The sequence below is a fragment of the Streptomyces sp. NPDC014727 genome (genome assembly GCF_043083485.1).
Taxonomy (GTDB): domain Bacteria; phylum Actinomycetota; class Actinomycetes; order Streptomycetales; family Streptomycetaceae; genus Streptomyces.
This window is the reverse complement of sequence record NZ_JBIBYR010000007.1, coordinates 219,492-238,857: the sequence shown is the minus strand read 5'-3', so window position 1 is coordinate 238,857 and position 19,366 is coordinate 219,492. Positions and strand designations below refer to the sequence as shown.

Annotated in this window: 9 protein-coding genes; 8 read left to right on the top strand and 1 reads right to left on the bottom strand. The window is 63.5% G+C overall.

Going from position 1 to position 19,366, the window contains the following annotated elements; genetic code table 11:
• Nucleotides 1-348: 348 nt before the first annotated feature.
• From dpdE to dpdD, 8 genes are read left to right on the top strand one after another with little or no spacing between them, the layout of a single operon-like run.
• Entirely contained in the window at nucleotides 349-3,888 is a 3,540-nt protein-coding gene (gene dpdE, locus ACF1B9_RS14435) for a protein DpdE (RefSeq protein WP_391795914.1), read from the top strand.
• Nucleotides 3,888-6,482 (top strand): protein DpdF, encoded by a 2,595-nt coding sequence (dpdF, locus tag ACF1B9_RS14430; RefSeq protein ID WP_391742391.1) that lies wholly within the window; start codon nucleotides 3,888-3,890, stop codon nucleotides 6,480-6,482. The genes dpdE and dpdF overlap by 1 nt, the downstream gene beginning before the upstream one ends.
• Nucleotides 6,482-7,348: a protein DpdG gene (gene dpdG / locus ACF1B9_RS14425; protein ID WP_391742393.1), complete on the top strand. Its 867-nt coding sequence runs from the start codon at nucleotides 6,482-6,484 to the stop codon at nucleotides 7,346-7,348. The genes dpdF and dpdG overlap by 1 nt, the downstream gene beginning before the upstream one ends.
• Nucleotides 7,341-10,391, top strand: coding sequence for a protein DpdH (gene dpdH, locus ACF1B9_RS14420; RefSeq protein ID WP_391742394.1), 3,051 nt, complete (start codon nucleotides 7,341-7,343; stop codon nucleotides 10,389-10,391). Before dpdG ends, dpdH begins: the two co-directional genes overlap by 8 nt.
• Nucleotides 10,388-11,071: a hypothetical protein gene (locus ACF1B9_RS14415; RefSeq protein ID WP_391742395.1), complete on the top strand. Its 684-nt coding sequence runs from the start codon at nucleotides 10,388-10,390 to the stop codon at nucleotides 11,069-11,071. Before dpdH ends, ACF1B9_RS14415 begins: the two co-directional genes overlap by 4 nt.
• Before the next feature lie 6 nt (nucleotides 11,072-11,077).
• Nucleotides 11,078-15,553: a protein DpdJ gene (dpdJ, locus tag ACF1B9_RS14410; RefSeq protein WP_391742396.1), complete on the top strand. Its 4,476-nt coding sequence runs from the start codon at nucleotides 11,078-11,080 to the stop codon at nucleotides 15,551-15,553.
• The gene (gene dpdK / locus ACF1B9_RS14405) at nucleotides 15,550-16,077 is read left to right on the top strand and encodes a phospholipase D-like domain-containing protein DpdK (RefSeq protein ID WP_079177548.1); all 528 of its coding nucleotides are present in this window, start codon (nucleotides 15,550-15,552) and stop codon (nucleotides 16,075-16,077) included. Before dpdJ ends, dpdK begins: the two co-directional genes overlap by 4 nt.
• Nucleotides 16,078-16,117: 40 nt before the next feature.
• The gene (dpdD, locus tag ACF1B9_RS14400) at nucleotides 16,118-18,106 is read left to right on the top strand and encodes a protein DpdD (protein ID WP_391742398.1); all 1,989 of its coding nucleotides are present in this window, start codon (nucleotides 16,118-16,120) and stop codon (nucleotides 18,104-18,106) included.
• 151 nt (nucleotides 18,107-18,257) lie between these two features.
• On the opposite strand, the gene dbpB is transcribed toward dpdD, so the two are convergent.
• Nucleotides 18,258-19,361 carry a DGQHR domain-containing protein DpdB gene (gene dbpB, locus ACF1B9_RS14395; RefSeq protein ID WP_391742400.1) on the bottom strand — a complete coding sequence of 368 codons (1,104 nt, stop codon included), beginning with the start codon at nucleotides 19,359-19,361 and terminating at the stop codon, nucleotides 18,258-18,260.
• Nucleotides 19,362-19,366: the final 5 nt, after the last annotated feature.

The window sequence follows — 19,366 nt, the reverse complement described above, 5'->3', positions numbered from 1 at the left end:
CTCACTGCCCGCCTTCCACCGTCAGCGAAGGCGTCCACACGCGACTGCCGTTCCTTACGCATGCGGGGCCGTTGTCAGTGGGATGCGGTAGACGTTGTGTCGTCAACGGGTCGAGGGGGGAAGCCGGTGGCGGCACCGTACAGTCCGGTCAGCACCCCTGTACTGCGGAGAGCACATCCCTCCTGCGCCAAAGTCTTTCATTAGGGTTAAAAACCCGAACTTCGGGGATGAAATGCCTCTGGCGCACGGTGAGAGCAGTCGGGGGTGGTCGCGTGGAGTACGGGTGAACTACCCCACCCGGCCGGCGCATGGGGTAGTGCCCTCTTCGGCGTCCGACCTGCGGAAACGATGACGAGGTGGCTTGTCTGCCCTATCATCCGTTGCGCGCTGCACATGTGGGGTGTCACTGCATCCGGCCGCCGCAAACGGCACATCCTCAAGGGTCCGACAACCCACAGAACTTGTGATGGTGAAGAATATGCAGCTATGGCGCCGGGGGGCGCTGCGCCCTGGGGAGGGGCGACCTGCACAACAGGCGGGGGCAAGATCGTGAAGCAGGGTCACGTGAGCGACGTAAGACGACTCGGTACCTTTGTGCGGATATCGGGGGGTCCGGGGATCGGCAAAGTCGGGGAGGTAGAGGGAGAGCGCGTGCGCGTTGACTACTTCGAGTCGCCGACCGCGACGATCGCACAATCGCAGTGGGTGGCGGACCACCTGGTGCACCGGGTCCTCCTGGAGCGCGAGGAGCGCATCTGGTGGAGGAGTCCGGACGGGCTATGGAACGCGGGTCGCATCATACAGGCAGAGCCCGCCCAACGTTCCTACATCGTCAGGTTCCCCAATGTGGACTACGACCTGCCTGTTCGTGAGGAGCATCTCCACGTTCGGTGGGATCGCCCGGTGCTGGAGCCCGCTGCGGATCTGACCGTCCGTGGTGGCAGCACGACGCCGTACCGAGACGCGAGACTCCCCGTCCTTAAGAACCTCGTCCGGCAGCGTGGTGCCTGTGCTGACATGAGTACGTTCCTCTCGTCGACGGTGGAGATCTTTCCGCATCAGGTGAACGCCGCGCTCACGGTCCTCTCCGACCCTGTACAGCGGTATCTGCTGGCCGATGAGGTCGGCCTGGGGAAGACGATCGAGGCCGGGTACGTCGTTCGTCAGATCCTCATCGATAATCCGGCTGCGTGCGTGGTGGTCGTCTCGCCAGCCGCTCTTCGCCGACAGTGGCTGTCTGAGCTCAAGGACAAGTTCCACATCGGGGACTTCCCTGATGCGACGATCGTCGTCACCAGCCACGAGACGCCCGAGAAGTGGGCTGGATACAAGCATGCCGACCTCGTCGTTGTGGACGAGGCCCATGCGCTCGTGCAGGCAGGTCCGGATGAGACGCCTTACAAGGAGTTGTGCGCACTAGCGCACTCGGCCGAGCGACTGCTGCTGCTGTCCGCCACCCCCGTGACGTCGGGCTACCTGACGAACCTTGGCCTGCTGCACCTGCTCGACCCAGAGCTCTACTCGTGGGAGAGACGTCAGGACTTCGAGGACCGTTATCGCATGCGCGAGCAATTGGCCAACTCGGTCTACTCCCTGAACCCGCAGTACACGTATGTCATCCGGGACAGCATCGACGAGATTCGAGCACAGGTCCCCTCGAGTGACGTGCGTCTGACCCAGCTCGCAGACGAGGTCCTCGACATGCTCGACGAGGATGACGAGGTGAGCGACCCCGATCAGCAGGATGAGTTCGCCCGTCGGGTTACCGAACTGCGCGCTCACATCAGTGAGACGTACCGGATCCACCGCCGAATGATTCGAAACCGGCGCGAGGCGGTGCTACAAGAAGCCAGCGGTCCGGACGCCGAGGCACTTCCCTATGAGGTGCGCGGCCGCCAGCGTCCCGAAGCCCTCTACTCCCCCTCCCCCGTCGTAGAGGCCGGGAGTGAATTCGTGATGCTCTGGTGGAACTCGGTGCGCGAGCACCTGGAGAACGAGGGGCTGAGCGATCAACTCTCGAAGTACGCCATGCCCTTGGCGGTTCTCACGTCGCGGGCGCCCGCGCTTCCGTACGACGCCATCGATGCGCTGCGGTGGCGGGTGAGGGCCGACGCCGATGCTGGCGAACGTGCGGGGCTCTCACTACGGGAGCGGGAACTGCTGCGCGGTGTGCCAGTAGTTGCCTGCGAACAAACACTGCTGGCCGAGGCTGAGGAAGACTGGCCTGCGGGGGGCGAGCCGAGCACGGAGAATCTGAAGCACATCATCCGGGCGTTTCTTCCTGTCATGCGGAAGGCACAGCGCACCGTGGTTTTCTGTGGACCCGGCCGACTGGCTGGCGCGCTCACAGGTCGGTTGCGCTCCGACTTCCCGAAGGTAGTAATCACCGAGCACACGCGTAGCATCGGCGCGGCCCAGGCTGCAACCGACGTCGCTCGTTGGGCAGACCCAACGCCTGGGCAGGCGGTTCTCCTCGTCGATGACACGGCCGAAGACGGCTTGAACCTGCAGGCAGCCGACTGTGTTGTCCATCTGAGGCTTCCCTGGTCCCCCAACCAACTCGAACAGCGTCTGGGCCGCGTTGATCGCTATCCCGGTCCGGCTCTGCCTGGAGCGGTTGGTCCCGCACTTCAGTTCCGACTGGCTGAGGAGAACGGCCCGGACGGCTCGTTCACGGAGGCATGGGCCGCCCTTCTCGGGGATGGTTACAGGGTCTTCGACCGTTCTGTTTCCACCCTGCAGGACGCCATAGCCCAGTCGGTCACCAGCGTATGGACTGGTGCAGTCGAGGTCGGGCCGGAAGGGCTTGTGACGCAGCAGGAGGCCGTGGATGCACGGCTCGGCAAGGAACGCAACGAGATCCGCAAGATGGACCTTTTGGAGTCCATCCACGTGTCGACGCAGCGCCTGCGCAGCGTTCCGGCTGCGCTGGCGGAAGTCGAGCTTGATTGGTCCGAGACGCAAAAGGCGTTCCTGGCGTACACGGACGCCACCGGAGGGGGTATCAAGCTCCGTTACCTCGATCGTTCCATCCAGGGATCCCCGGCTTGGCGCTTTCTGATCAACGACGGCTCGACCCGTCCGCTTCTTTCTCCTCGTCACTGGAAGCGGGTCAAGGATCGCCTCCCTGACGATGAGATCGCTCACGCGATGTTCAACCGGTCACGCGCGCTGCGCAGTCGCGACGCACGACTGTTCCGCGTCGGCAATCCCTTGGTGGACATGCTGTCCGATGCCGTCCTCAACGACAGTCTTGGGCAGAGTGCCGCCTTCAGGCGGATCGACCGCGGGATGCCGCCGGGGCAGGACCCGCAACCGTACTTCGGTTTCGATTTCCTCATCGAGGCGGACACCTCTGCCGCACTGAAGCACGTCAATGGCAGTGCGGACGCCGGAAGGGCTCTGCGCCGCCAGGCGGATCGTGTCTTCCCTCCTGTCATCAGGCGCGTTTGGATCGAGTCGGGCACGAACCGGCCCGTGACCACGGATGCCCAGTTGGCCTTCCTGAATCGTCCGTACGACAAGAGCAAGGGTGACACCAACTACAACAGCCAGCGTGCTGCGGAGTTGTTCGAGGTCTTCGGAGGCCAGGAGCACGCGGCCAAGTACGTGCGTGACGCCCAGCAAGCAGCGCTGGGGTTTCTGCACCAGCACACGGATCTCACGGCAGTCTGTCAGGACGCTCAGCACAAGGCACTGGAGGTTTCCGCGGTTTTGCACTCGCAGGCCCAAGCGCGGCAAGCGGCCGGCCGGCTTCTTCGTGACACCGAAAGCCTGGTCACCGACGCGGAGGTGCTGACTTCTCTTGCCGAAGGGCTGTCGCGACCCGTTGTCCGGGTCGTGGCCGCTGCCTGCCTGGTGCGCCGCGGATTGGAATTGGCCTACTGATGTCTGAAGACACATGGGTGAGAGCTCAGCACCTGCTCAACGAGTGGCCCGAAGTGAAGCCGGACATCCTGGACAAGGGCGTTCTTCGCCGTTTGGGGGACGCCCTGGCTGGGCTGCAGAGCGGCGCTAGCGGCTGGCTGGACATTGTCTCGTTGACGCGGCAACTCCTGTTGGCCAACCAGGCGCTGGGGCGGACGGGCCATTTGTCCGTGCCGTTGCGAGCGGGCCTGCCCACCGCTGATCAGTGGCGGCAGGGCGGTTGCAACGTGCTTGTCGACGGAAGTCGCGTCCTTCTACGAGGTCAGGAATGGGCCCCGGTTGAGGGTGACGGACCGGCGCACGAAGCAGGGCTTGCACAGGTGCGTGAAGCAGTCCTCGGCAAGGACTCCACCTTGCGCCGTGTCCTGGAAGCCGCGCCGGCCGACCCGTTTTGGAAGGACGTCATCGGATACGACCACTACCTTTCCAAGGGGCAGCGCCAAGCGGCCCGCTCGGTCGTCCTGATGCCGCCGGGTGAGACCCTTCTGATCTGCCTACCTACCGGCCATGGCAAGACGCCGGTAGCACTGGCCGGTGCCATGCTAGCCGGCCGGAACAGTGGCGTGTCTTTGATGGTCGTGCCCACCGTGGTCCTGGCCATCGACATGGAACGACGTGTCCGTGAGCTGCTGAGCAGGCGTGATCCCAGCGCTCTGCACAATCGGTATGCATATTTCGGGGAGTTGGACCAGGCCGACAAAGAGCAGATGCGCGCGGACATTTCAGCCGGGCGACAGGCACTAGTAATCGCCTCTCCCGAAGCTGTGGTCGCCGGACTCAGCACAGCCCTTCGCGATGCCGCCCAAGACGGTCACCTGAACTACGTCATACTGGACGAAGCGCATCTCGTCGAACAGTGGGGCAACGAGTTCCGCGCGGAGTTTCAGAGCCTGGCTGCCCCACACCGGGCTTGGCGAGAGATCGCTCCCAAGGGCCGTGCGCCCAGGACAGTTGCGATGAGTGCCACGCTCACCGAACAACAGGTGACGACGCTACGGGATCTGTTCGGTTCCGGTGAGCGAACCAAAGTGGTCTGGGCTTCCGAACTGCGCAGCGAGCCTGCCTACTTCTTGGAGGACTTCGACTCGGAAGAGGAGCGGTCCGCAGCAGTTCTGAGGGCTGTGGTACGCCTGCCGAAACCGATGGTGCTGTACACGACCCAGAAGAAGCACGCCACCGAATGGGCCGAGGCTCTGCGGACGGCAGGGATGCACCGGGTCGCCGTCGTACACGGGAACGTCAACGACGCCAGGCGTCGTCGCGCGCTCGAGGGCTGGTCAGGCCGCACGAGTCATGGTGCTGTCGCAACCGAGTACGACGTCGTCGTCGGCACCTCCGCCTTCGGACTGGGAGTCGACCTCGACGACGTACGCAGTGTCGTGCACGCGTGCGTACCTGAGACCGTGGACCGCTACTACCAGGAGGTCGGACGTGGCGGCCGCGACGGCAGTCCCTCGATTGCCTACCTGGCATCAGCGCCTGGCGACCATGGCACAGCCCAGTCACTGAACGAGCAGAAGATCCTCATGGCAGACACCGCTTGGGGACGGTGGCGGGCGATGTTCACCAAAGGACAGCACCTTCACGCGAACAGGTACTTGATCGACTTGACGCTGCGGCCACCGCGGTTGCCCGTTGGGTACGCCACGCACAAGGACTGGAACGTTCGTCTGCTCAATCTGATGGATCGCATGGGGATGATCAAGATCTTCCCTCCCACACCTCCGGTTCGTGAGTCCGAGGAGGATCCCTCGGTCCGGCAGGATCAGATGACGGCGTTCTACGAATCTGCCCGAGACCGGATCGAGATCGAACTGGTGGATGGGCAGACCAACGATGCGACATACTTCCACGACGCCTACAACCGCATCCGCTCGGATATCAAGGATGCCCAGCGGAGCTCTCTGCAGAGGATGTTGAGCGTCTTGCGCCACAAGCGGTGCATTGCGGACACCTTGGCCGAGTACTACTCGATCACGGGAGCCAATGGGGGGCGTCACTACACCATGGCAGCCTGCCGCGGATGTCCTCACTGTCGACGTCAAGGGCTTCCGCCGGGAGGGGTGGCATCCCTGTACCGCAGGCCGCTCTCGCCGGATCCGGCCACTGTTGAGTGGTCCCCGCCGGCCAGCCCTTTGGCCCACCTGCACCCGCAGACCTCGCACTTCAGCATGTACTGGCAAAGTCCTGCGGAACACAAGGACAACGTGTTGCCCGTGCTGGTGAAACTGGCGCGGTCGGGTATCTCTCACTTCGCCGGCCCTGGTGTTCGCGAAGAGGTGGCCCAGCAGATACAGCAGCAGGCACCAGGTCATCCGGTGCTCGTCGATCACGACGGCGGCCTTGTGGGCAGTGGCACCACCGCCACGATCGTCTGGGTTGCTGATGCCGTGACGCCGCGCCTCGATGAGGAACTCCGGTACCGGCTTGAGGACGGGGAGCCTGTGTACCTCCTCCTTCCTCGGCAAATCGAGGACCCGACCAGGCCCGGGGTGCCCTTCGTGACTACGCACCCGTCGTTGAACATCCAGCAAGTGAGAAGCGAGTTCAGATAATGGCATTGCTCAACACGCCTGTGCCGTATCCCGGCGAGATCTGGGCTGTCGTACGCTTCCTGGCCTCGCAGTCCGGGCCCGTGGCGTCTGAGACGCTGCGCACCTTCCTCGAGCCGCACAATCTCGACGCGAAGAAGACCACCACGGTCCATTACGCGCTCAACACGCTGCGGTCACTGGGGCTCGCTGCGGGAAGCGGCGACGGCGAGGCCTGGATCTTGTCGGGTGCCCTTGCAGACCTGCGTTCGGACGACTATGCCGCCTTCCAGCGCGCACTGCGCGCCGCTGTGCTGGGCCTTCATGGGCACCAACCGGCCGAGATCGCCGATGACCTGCGGCGGGCTCTGGTGTGGAGCCTGAGCCGGGATCCGTTCTCGGAGTCCTTCAGTTGGGCCCTCGTGGACAGCCGGCACCAAAAGAATGCACCCGATGGAGAGTTGGTCTTCGTGAACGGTTCACGGTGGTCACCGTTCGTGGCGTGGGCGGGAACTCTTGGGTTGGGCGCCTCGGCTCCGCACATCGCCCAACGCTATGTTCCGGACTGTACTTGCGCCGTGCGGCAGGTGCTGGAAGAGCACCTGCCGGCAGACACTCCTGCGGATGCTCTAGAAGTCTTGCGCCTGCTGCGTGAACACCTTCCTGTCCTTCCTGGTGGAAGCATCTCAGAGAGTTCGGGCTATGGACTGCCCGACGACCGGACGGTCGACACGGCACTCTCCTTCGCCCTGATGCGAGGCGAACACGAGAAGTGGCTCGTCATGAGCAGCGATTCGGACGCCAAGCAGCCGATCAAGTTGCAGGACCCCGAGCGTCTATCCATGCGTCTTTGTTCCTCCATCACCCGGCAGGAGGCCACCAATGTCTGACTTCAAGGGATACGTCTGCTGGGACGTGGAAAACGTCATCTCCACGATTCAGACGGAGGCGGTCGTCGCCTCGCCTGCCGTCTTTCTCTCCACGCACACCCCGTTGAGCATCCAGCGTTCCCGGATTACTGGCCGGTCGTTCAACAGCACAGGCGAGAGCGTCACGGAGGAGAACCTCCTCGACGATTTCCTGAACCGACGGACGAACACCAGGACGCTGCTCCTGCCGGTGGTCGGTGAGTCAGGCTCTGGCAAGTCGCATCTGGTCCGCTGGGTCAGGGAGAACATCGAGCCCTCCGAAAACCGAAAGATCATCTACCTCGAAAAGACTAAGACGAGTTTGCGACATGTGATCGACTCCCTCCTCGACGGCGTCGAGGACGAAGAGATCGAGCAGATCCGCAAGGACATCCGGCACGTCACCGGGACCTTCACCGCTGCCTCGCTGGCGCGCCGCCTCATCACCCAGTTGAGCGTCGCTCTGGCGGACCTCGGTAAGGAATCGGTCTCCGGGAAGAAGCGTCAACTCGTCGGACCCCAAGGCATATCGCTGCTTCTGCAAGATCCGCTCCTGCAGGCGCAGATGCTTGAGTCCGGCAAGTTCATTCCCCAATTCGCCCAGCACTTCTTGAGCGATCGAGAGTCCGGCGAGGAGCGTCGTCCTCGCTTCTCTCTGGAAGACCTCCCCTTGAGCCCGGATGCCATCGCCGGCGACATGGCAGCCCCTACTCGGCAGATCTTCGGCGTCCTCATGTCCAGGGATGAGTTGCAGGTGCTGGCGGTGGAGTTGCTCAATGAGCAATGGGACAAGGCCGTTCAAGAACTGTCGGCGCTGGGAGGCGGTCGTCTTCTTGGTGCGATGCAGAAGGTGCGCAAGATCTATGCGCGCCAGGGCAAGGAGATCATCCTCCTGGTGGAGGACTTCGCTCTGATCCAAGGTGTCCAGGGTGACCTGCTCGACGCGATCACCGAGACGTCGGAGCGGGAAGGGCATGCGGTGCTCGCGCCCATGCGGACCCTCATGGCGATCACCAGTGGTTACTTCCACGACCTTCCGGAAACGGCAGCCTCCAGGATCGCTACCTCCACCGGAGGATTCGTCTACAACCTGGACATCGTCCTGGGAGAAGGCCAGACAGGGACAGAGGACATCGCCACGTTCGTCGCGAGGTACCTCAACGCCGCTCGAGTTGGGCGTGGTGCGCTGGAGAGTGCGGGTAGCGGTTCGATTCCGAACAAGTGTGACGATTGCATTGTAAAGAGCCTTTGTCATGATTCTTTCGGTGTTTCCACGGACGGGTTCGGCCTCTACCCGTTCAATCGTCCGTCTCTGACGCGTGTCGTTCACAGCCTGGCTCCGCAGGAGAACCCGTACGCCTTCGTACCGCGCAACGTTTTGGGCAGCGGAGTCATCCCGATCTTGGCCGACGCGTACAGCGCCATCAGCAAGGGCGAGTTCCCGAGCGCCTTCTTCCAGGAGAACTACAAGTCCGTCAGGGGCGTCGACCAGGCATTGCCCAACAGCGTCAGCGAAGATATCGATACGCACGACCCCTTGAACGCCAAGCGCCGGCGGGCGACGCTGGAGTTTTGGGCCGATGCACCGCCCCAGTTGGTGAATCTGCGGCAGGGCATCAGCGAAGCGTTTTCCCTACCTGCCCTGGCTGTTGACGGCCTGCACGCAAAGCAACAAGTTTCCCCGCAGAAAGAGCAGAGCACTCCCCTGCCACCGCCTCAAAAGGAGGCGCCCGCTCTGCAGAGAAAGCTTCAAGTGGTGGAAGACTGGGCCGCAACAGGTTCTCGCCTCACCACGGACGAGGCAAAAATCATTCGCACCATCATTTCGAAATCGGTCCCTTACCGGGAGGATTGGCTAACGCCTCCGGTCAAGCCGGTTAACCTCACCGACACCGAAAAGGCCGGATGGTACACGAAGAACGTCAAATCCAACCAGGTCTCAATCGAAGATGCGAGTTCAGAGGCGATGAGTGCGGGCGCGCCCATCGTTCTCAAGCGCAACCCTGCGACTGGCGAGTTCTTTAAGAGCCTCCTACGCCTGTCCGCGGACGCGGTAGATGGGGTGCGCGGGAAGGACATCGTTCGTCTCGCTAGCATCGCTGACGCGGCCAGGCCCGCTATGCGAGAGCGCGTTGCGCAGAGCCTGGAACGCACCGAAAAGGACTTGATCGCTGGGTTGCGTGTTTCTTTGCTCGGCGCTGCGCTGGCCGGACGTGTCGTTCCCGGTATGCCGATCGAGACGCTGTACGCAGCAGCATTCGATGTAGGGAACGAGTGGGTGCGGCCGGACGTGTCGTCGCGCACTGAGGCATGGCTGGAGAGACTCGATGTGCACATGCAGCATCGCAGCAGTCTCGTGGAGTCGTTGCTGAGTTCGCTGGGAATCGGACAGGGTTCCACGGGAGCGGTCCACGTCGTTGACGCTACCCGTGCCCTTCCTCTCGTAAAGGAGGCAGCGGCGCATTGGGACTTGTCGGCCGTGGAACTTCCGCAATGGGTCAAGAGCGCCGGCCAGCCCCTGCGTGCAGGGTGGCAATCCGTAGTGCGCGGTCAACTCCAGGAACTACGTACGCTCTTCGGCGAGATCCGAGAGCGCTTCCCCAGGGCGAGCGGCCCCGGTGACCGCCTCATCCAGCAAGTGTCCACGGCCCTGCAGATGGCAAAGGCAGAGGGCATCACGGGACCCCTGGAGCGTGAGTTGGACAGTCGGGCTGCAGCAATCGCGGAAGCCGACTGGACCACGCTGTCCGTGCTGGAGAAGGACCTGTCTCGCGTCACCGACAGCCTCCAGGACTCGTCGGCCGAAAGCCTCCTGGCTGTGGTGGCCCCGATTCGGTCCCCACATCTGCGGGAGATGCGCGACTACCTCACGGTTGCCGACTCCTTGCTGGACACGGCCCTGGCTGCGGCGCGGATGCAGAACCAGAACGCGGTTAGCGACGCTGCGGAGCAGTTGGCAGGTCTGTTGGGGGAATGGAAGCAGGCCATAGATGACGCTAGTACGCACGCGGAGGCAGGCAAGTGAGCAGCGTTACGGTTCTGGAGAAGGCTCAGGAACTGCAGAACATCGCCCGCAGCATCTCCGAAGGCCAAAAGGAGCGGGCCGAACAGGAGCGGGTGCTCCAGCGTATCGATGAGGTGCGTGCAGCCTTGCAGGCCGCGATGGTCCAGCAGCAGACCGCGGTTTTGCTGCGTGAGCGCACCGGTCAGGCTCTGGACGTGTCTGGGTTCGAGGCTGCACGGGCCAAGCTCGAGTCGAAGTCGCGAGGTGGCCTGCCCGGCGACCGGGCTTTCCTCGATGCCAAGCGCGCCTTGGACGCATTCACCAGCGAGCTGAGTACTTCGCTCAGACAACTCTGGAAGGCATGGGCCACCGCACAGATCCAAGAGGTCTCTCCGGCTCGGTTCGTCACTCTTGGCACCGATGAGCGACTGGAAGCGGCCGCGCTCTACGAGTCGATGAAAACCAAGGCGAATCGCTCCAAGGTCGACAGTGCCAGCATCCTCACATTCTGTACCGATCGCGACGCGCTGCTGAGGCTCCTCGAGCACGCACCGGACGATGCTCCGGAAGAACTCCTCGAGCTCATCAACCGGCTCGACGCAGGCGGGGTCACTCTTCGAGAGCTCACCGACGCGGACATCACGCTGCTGCGAGACTACGACCAGGACTGCTGGTTTACCGTCACTCGGAAGGCGGACTGACGACCTGTGGCACCCACGACACTGCGCCGCGCCGTTTTGGGCAAGGCGCTTACTGCCCTGGAGGACCGGGAGTTGCCCCTCCTGTCCTGGGGCGTCACAGACGGCATGCTCAGCGAAGAAGAGGTGACGGACGCTCTCTGGTCGGTCATCGACAAAGACGAAGACGCGGCATCGCTGTTCTCTGACGCCGACCAGTTGAGGCAGGCGCTCCTTAGCCAGCAGCTTCTTTTCCAGGTCCCCTTCGGCGGAGTCGATCAGTACCGGACAAGGTTCGCAGAGGGGGTTCGGCTGACTGCCTCCCTGCGGCAGATCTTCGGCCCTTGGCCCGGTGCTCCACTGCAGCCGGACTGGTGGGAAAGAGGTAGGCCGCTGGTCGCCGACTACCGCCTGCACGTCTCTGAGCGTCGCTATCCGACGCGTGACATCTCGGCTGCCCAGGCGATCGCCGAGATGGAGGTGACATCGGGGTGGACTGAGAATCACTCAAAGGTCGCCGGGGTGCTGATCGGTTCGTACTCGCTCTCGCGCTTCCAGGTCGACGCCACCAAGACAGTCACCAACTCCCTGGTCCACGGGGGTTCGCGTGGCGTCGTTGTCGGTGCCGGCACCGGCAGCGGAAAGACCCTCGCGTTCTACCTTCCGGCATTCGCTGCGATGGCCAATGACCGGCGCACGGGTGTGCATACCCTCGCGCTCTATCCGCGCATCGAACTACTGCGTGACCAGTTGCGCGATGCGATCAAGAACGCACTCGAACTCCGGGAGCGGGGCCTGCCCAGTCCGCGGATCGGTGTGCTCTACGGGCGTACGCCGCCGGGTCTCGGCGACGTCACCCAGGGGATGTACGAGTGGCCAGTGCAGGGTGGGGCCCGTGTCTGTCCCTATCTGACGTGTCCCGCCGGGGATGGCGGCGCCATGCTCTGGTCGGAACAGGACAGGGCGCTCAGCTCGGAGGCCTTGCGGTGTTCCGTGTGCCATCAGGAGATCCCTGACGGTGTCATGGCTCTTACCCGGGAGTCGATCAACGGGACTCCGCCCAAGCTGCTCTTCACCACGACGGAGATGCTCAACCGCAACAGCACGGGGTCAAAGTTGAGCAGGACCCTCGGCTGGAAGGGGAATGGTCCCCGCGTCGTCCTGCTCGACGAGGTGCATACGTACTCCGATGCCACAGGTGCCCAAACAGCCCTGCTGCTCCGGCGCTGGCGTCACGCACGCCGTGGCCCAGTCACCTTCGTCGGGCTCAGCGCCACCCTGCGTCAGGCCGACCGCTTCATGGCGGAACTTGTCGGGCTACCTGCGGAAAGTGTCACCCTCATCGAGCCGCGCAGCGCGGACATGGAGGCGGAGGGCCGCGAGTACCACCTCGCGCTGCGCGGCGACCCCTTGTCGGGTACGAGCCTGCTGTCCACCACTATCCAAACGGCGATGCTCCACGGACGCTTGCTCGACAGGACTCGGCCTGCCGGGACGACGCTTCATGGGACCAAGGGGTTCCTCTTTACAGACGACCTCGACGTCACCAACCGCCTGTATGACGACCTGCGAGACGCAGAGGGAGGGCAGTACGGGAAGAACCGCAGAAAGCGGGGTGCTGCGGTTCTGGCGTCTCTCCGTTCCATGGACCTCCCTGCGGAAGAAGATCGTTACCTCGTGGGCCAGTCCTGGAACCTTCCGGAGCTGATTGGGCACAACCTCAGTTCCGACCTGAGCGAGCGACCTTTGAGGATCGGCCGGACATCCTCCCAGGATGCGGGCGTCGACGCGGACGCCGATCTTGTCGTTGCGACGGCCTCTCTCGAGGTCGGCTTCAACGATCCCGACGTCGGACTGGTCGTCCAGCACAAGGCGCCTCGAGACCCGGCTTCCTTCCTGCAGCGCCGGGGCCGGGCCGGACGTGAGAGGGGCACGCGCCCGCTCACAATCGTTGCTCTCTCTGACTTTGGGCGAGACCGACTGGCCTATCAAGGGTATGAATCCCTCTTCGCTCCTGAGGTGACGCCTCGCACCTTGCCTGTGCACAACCGCCACATCATCAAGATCCAAGGCGCTCGAGCGTTCGTCGATTGGCTCGGCACCCGACTTCGTGAGCAGGGCCTGTGGGTCAGCGCCCGCATCTTGTTGTCGGGAAATACCCGACCAGACTATAAAGATGAGCAGTTGCCCAAGGCCCGACAAGCGGTCATCAAGGATCTGGAGAGCCTGCTCGACGGGGATGACATCCTGCTGCGCTCCCTGGCGGGCCATCTGCGAGGCGCGCTGGGCCTGAGCGCCGACGAAGTACAGGTCCTCCTGTGGGAGCAGCCGCGGTCTTTGTTGTTGGCAGTGGCTCCCACGCTGTTGCGGCGTCTTTACGCTGGCGCGTCGCCGATCCACAAGGATCCCGGCACGGACCGGCGTGCCTTTTTGCCTGAGTTCGTCACGACGTCGCTGTTCGCTCCGCTGAATCTTCCGGAGGTCAGCTTTGCGGTGCCCTTTGCCACTTCCGACGACGAGGAAAAGCTGCCGGTCGGGCGCGCACTGCGTGAAGCTGTGCCTGGCCGGGTCAGTCGCCGGTTCGGATACCGCGATGATCGTCACCGCACGTGGCTGGAGGTTCCCACCGGGGTCCGTGACGCCGTGATCGATCTGAGTCACATCCTCGACGCCGAGGAGCGGCAGGGTTGTTGGGGCACCGGCCGCGCGGATGTGCAGGCGGTCGAGGTCACGCGCCCGCGACGGATCAAGCTGGCTCAGCCGGACAAAGAGATCGCGACCTCGTCCCAGGGTGTCCCCTTGTGGGCAACCCAGTTCGTGGACAACCCTGCGGGTCCTCCGGTTGCGGCGGACGTGCCCAAGGTTCCCGAGTGGCGGGAGCGGGTGGTCTCTGTCGGGTTCGCCGCTCACGCTTCAGGTAACCCGACCGAGGTGCGCCGGATGACGTATGGGGCTGTGGCCGACGTCATCAAGGGCACGCCGGGGAAGCGGCACAAGGTGGAGGTCAGCTACATCCACGAGGGAAAGAGGGCAGCCATGGGCTTCTCCTCGTCCGTCGACGCTGTCCAAATTCAGGTCAAGCCGCTGGATCTGTCGCTGCCTGGCGTAGTGGAGCATTTGAACTCTCCCGAGTGGCGTTCGAAGGCGTTCACGAACACCGTCATGGAGGACAGGCGGATCGCTGAAGCGGCCAACTCGTTCCAGCGTGGGTGGTTGTCCTTGGTGTACCTCTCCGCGTTCGCGCTTGAGGGACTTGAGGGCAAGAAGCCCGAGGCGATTCACGCGGAGTTGTCACAGGGCGCCTGGCGGGACAGCATCCTTAAGGTCATTCCGCTGCTGTACAGGCAGGATCCGTCCGCCTCCCCTACGGGCGCCGGCAGCCCTGCCGACCGCGTCATCAACGATCTGCAGGCACTCAGCCAACACCCCGATGTCATCGCCGTGCTCGACGACGCTGGTTCACTGCTGTTCGGCGAGAAGCTCCATGACCGCACGGCTGGCCTCGCCCGGCGCGCCTATCTGGACACCTTGGCCGCTGCGATCCTGGAGGCAGTAACACGAGCCTGTCCCGACGCCCGAGACCAGGACCTGACGCTCGACGTGGTGCCGGGTGCCGGCTCGGGAACGGACCAGATCTGGATCAGCGAGACGTCCGAGGGTGGGCTCGGCGTCGTGGAGAAGTTGGCGGAGACGTACGGCCGTGATCCTGCCCGATTCTGGAGTCTGGTTGGTGCGGCTTTGCGTCCCAACAGCTTCGAGCAGACTGATGCACGGCTGACGAGTCTGCTCGGTCATGTGGTGGAGGCCGAGCCAGGTGGTGAGCTCGCTGAGGCGATGAGCGAGATGCGTGATGCGGCTTCGGCTCAGAACAGCCAGGATGCGCTGAACCGCATCAGGTCGGCCTGGACCGACCTGGACGGTGCGCCTCGGCACGGTGATGTTGCATCCCTTGCGATGCGTCTGCTTCGACGCGGATCCGACAGTCTGACCGACGCGACTGCCCTTGCTCTGGTGAAGGCGTGGGATCAGTTGGAAGAAGCAACTGGGATTGAGGTCGACTCAAGGGTCATCGCGTACGCCGTTGGCGCGGGCAAGGTGCAGCTGCCTCGTACGATCAGCCCGGACCAGGCTTTCAGCATGCTCTGGCCCCGAGGTGACCAGGCACGGAACTACCATTTCGACTCTTACCAGCCATATCGCGCGGTGGACAACCCGCAGATCTTGGATCGGCTTCTGGCGGCCGCCGTGCACACGCAAGCGTGGCCACGCCTCGATGCCACATCGTCGGATTGGCACACCAGCTACGCCGAGTTGCTCTCCTCGCATCCTGCAGTTGAAGTGGTCGTTCCTCTGGTTCAGCCCGAACTGCTGCGCCATGTGATGCTGACCATCCCTGTTCTTCGTGTGGACCGTGGAGACCTGAAGTTGTTCGGCGAGGTGACACAGGTACTCAGGGACAGCCGCGAGGTCGTCATCAAGGCCGTCATCAAGGAGTCTGAGCAGTGACTGTCCTTCGTCGTACACTCCGCACGAATGCGCGTAGCGCCCTGCGTGCGGACTCGCTGATTCGGACGGCGCTGCTGGCTCAACTCTCGTCGCCGGGCGGCGAGGTCTGGTTGGTGTCTGCATGGGTCAGCGATGTGGATCTGGTCGACAACGCTGACGGTTCCTTCGACTACCTCTTGGGCGACAACCCTCCGCTGCAGTGCCGCTTGTCCGACCTGCTGCTGATGCTGGCACAGAGTGGCACCGCCGTTCGTGTTGTGACCCAGGATGCTCCTGCAAACGCGATGTTCTTGGAGCGTCTCGCTCTGGGCCGTGGACCGGGTACGGATCTCGAGGTGTTTTTGGACCAGGACATTCACGAGAAGAGCCTGATCGGCCCGGGCTGGATGTTCGACGGCTCCATGAACTTCACGCGCAACGGCCTGGCCCGGAACAAGGAGCAGATCAGCTATACGTTGGACGAATCGGCTGCGGCACAGGCAGTAGTGGACTACCAGCATGAATGGACGGCACGTGGCGTCTAAGGCAGAAGTTGCGGAACAGAGAGCCGGTACGCAGGAGTTCGTGGACCACTTCCTCCATCCAGACCGCAACGCCGCTGGTAAGTACCCTAAAGGCATCACGCTGCTGAGGAATGCAGCCGTCAGTCACCGTAGAGCGCCCATGGTGCTGCCCTGGCTGAATGAGCAGACCCAGCGCATGGCGTACTACGTGATTCCTCGCCGGCGTGAGCAACTCACTTCTGTTCGTGATCTTCTGGTGGCCTTTGTCGGGCCCTCTCTTGCGAAGTACGGCTACGACGTGCCTGTTGCGCTCGACAGGCCCCATGAGGCCTCGATCCTCGAACGCTATGGAGCGGGAAGCACGTTCGTCGTCCAGACGACCGCCGACATAGAGGAGAGGAAGCGCCTGAGGTCTGCGCTCGAACGGATGGTGACGGTGGTGGAGCGGAGCCCCGAGCGGGCCTGGACTGCACCCAAGCCCTTGGGGCGTCTTCTCGCAGACTTCGAAGCGGCCCTCGTAAGCGGTGCACCACAGACCGCCAAGACGCTCCTTCAGCAGATCGATCGCCAAGGCGGCCTCTCGCCGACCAACGTCAAACATTTGGAGATCAGGCTTCTGACGGCACAGGGAAGGGCAAACGGCGTCCTTTCCCTGCCAGGGCTTCGAGAAGTGCTGCTGCAGGACCCGCCTGTTCCGGTGAAGGACATGGTGCTGTCAGCTCTCTTCACAGCGCACATCGAACCTGCGCTTGCTGCAGAGGAACTGGCTGGTGCCGTGGACGCGTTGAAGGCGCCCAACAGCCATTTCTCGTTGCTGGCAGACGGAGACCTACTGTCGTTCAGTGAGCAGGCTGTCACTGTCCTGCTCGTCGGTATGTACGGGCGAGGTGACGGGGAGGAACTTTCCCGCAGCATCGCTCTGCTCGATACCGAAGGCCGTGGGGACCTCATACCCGACGCACTGGTGTCCTATCGCCGCCAGGCCGTTCCAGCGGGCGCGGTGGAAGCGGAACCTGCTGAGCCAGACTTTGCAACTACAGCGGAGCCCGAGCCCGATGGCGTGTCTACCAAGACATCACTCAACTCATGGGCAGAAATAGTCAAGGCTGTCGCCCAGGGAGACAAGACCGCCTTCGAGCTTTGCCGCAGGATGGACGTCCGCCGAGGCGATACCCCGGTACAACTGGATGCGGTGTCCGACGGGGAAATTGCAGACGTATTTGCCGGCCTTACAGACACCGAGTACGAGGTCGTATGGCAGTACGCGCTCGGGCCGTTCCTGCAGGAACTCACCCGCTCAGACCTCACCCTCCGACAGACGCTGACCACGATCATGCGGAGCATTGTCAACCAGCGCTGCGACCCAGCGAACCTCGCAGTCCTGGACCTTCTCCTGGAACTGTTCCTTCGCTCCGCCCCAAAGGCTGCGGAGTACGAAGAGTTCCTGGAACAGTTGAGTGTGCGATTCGACGAATGGGTCGCGCCCCAGACCGCCGGGCAGGCCCTCGACTTCGTCGACCGCCTGGTGGCATGGGCCGCACCAGCACCCGCAGCCCGCGTACAGACAGCCCAGCTCCTATTCGGTCCGTTGCATGTCCATATGCGACGCCTCGAAGAGGCATACCTGTCAACGGCTCGGTCTCTTAGCAATGAGCTCGGGCTCGGGATGGAATGGCCTGAGCAGGCTCCCTCGGAGAACGATGAAACCAAGCCGGTTGTCGGAGCCGCGCAAATCTTGGTCTACGGTCTGGACGAGGGCGTGCTGCAGCGTGTCCAAGACCGAATCACCCGGCAGTTCCCCCTTGTGAAGGTGGTGCTCTCAACAGAAAAGGTCGCGTCGAAGCATCTGAAGGAGACAGCCCGAAACTCGGATTTCAGCGTGGTAATCACGCAGTGCGCTGCTCACGCGGCCACCAACTGCATCGGTCAGTACGCCAAGGAGATCGTCTACCCCCGAGGAGCCGGCTCGGTCTCCGTGACTCACGCGGCCATCACCACCTTGTATGAGCATGCTGCCAAGCAGCAGGAACTACCTCCCCAACTGCGGTGATACACCTTGTGCCGCGACCGACGGTCCCGGCACAAGCCCGCGCTGCAGCATCGCTTCGCCCAGCTGACAGCGGCCGAAGGCGGCCACAAACGCGGGAAGTGGACCTGCTGTTCACCGTGCCCGAGAGGGCACGGTGAACACGGCCAGCCGGTCAGCCCCGCACACTGCGCACCAGCAGGTCTGTGAGCAGGCGGATGTCGTTGGGGGTGTTTTGCAGGCCGTTCCAGCGGCGCTGTTCGCCGTCAGGGAAGCGCCACATGCCGGAGGTCCAGGCGGTGACCGGCATCAGGCTCAGGATGGCGTTACGGACCCGGTCGCAGTCGACGTCTTCGGCGGCCATGCCGTCGGTGAGGCTGTCCATGACGAAGCCCATGGCTTGGATGCCCGCTCCGTGGCTGAGGCGGGACTGGCGGGGCGGGAGCTTCCAGGCGTCGCTGAAGGTTTCCTGCACGATGGCCCAAAAGGAGCGGAGGTGCAGCAGCATGCGTTCGACGTCGCCGGAGCCGTCTTCGGGATTGCGGTACTGGTAGAGGGCCCCTTCGAAGAGGCTGTGTTCCAGCATGCGCAGCAGGCTGGTGTCTTTGATGTTGCCGTGAGGGGAGGTGGGGCTGGCGACGCGGCCGTAGAAGGGGCCCTTGCCGTCGGTGTTGAGGCGGGTCATCAACTGCGCTGGCAGGCGCTTGCGGGCGTAGGAGGGAGGGAGGTGTCCGCTGGTTTCGGGCAGCAGCTCGTGGATGAGGCCCTTGGGTAGCGGCTTGGTGGAGTTGACCAGGATGAACTGGGAGCGCTGGTCTTGTTGATCGTCGGCGATGAATCCGACGGCAGCGACAGGAAATTCGGCCAGGTCCGCATCGCGGATGGCCGCGCTGCGCTGCTGTCCGTCCACGATCAGGGCGGGCTTTTCCTCATCGGGAAGGGATTCATCAACGAGGATGACCAATTCTCCCGGGACGGAGTAGTCGGCGCCAGCAGCCCGGCGTGCTCCGGTCTCGAACCTGACGGACTCGTCGAACGCCAGGACCAGGGCGTTGGGGAGCATGGCGTTGTCGGACTCGAGGTAGCGGCGGATGCCCCGGATGTGGCTGAGGACCTCGGGCCGCTGGTAGCCCTGCAGGCTGCTGCTGTCGTCCCGCCGGACGCGGGAGACGGCGGCGAAGCTGTGGATCTTCTTTCCGTCGACAGCAAAGCAGTAGATTTTTCGGTCTCCCTGACGCACTTCAAGTGCGGGGAGCCTGAGTTCGTAGCGGTCGGCCATCGCAT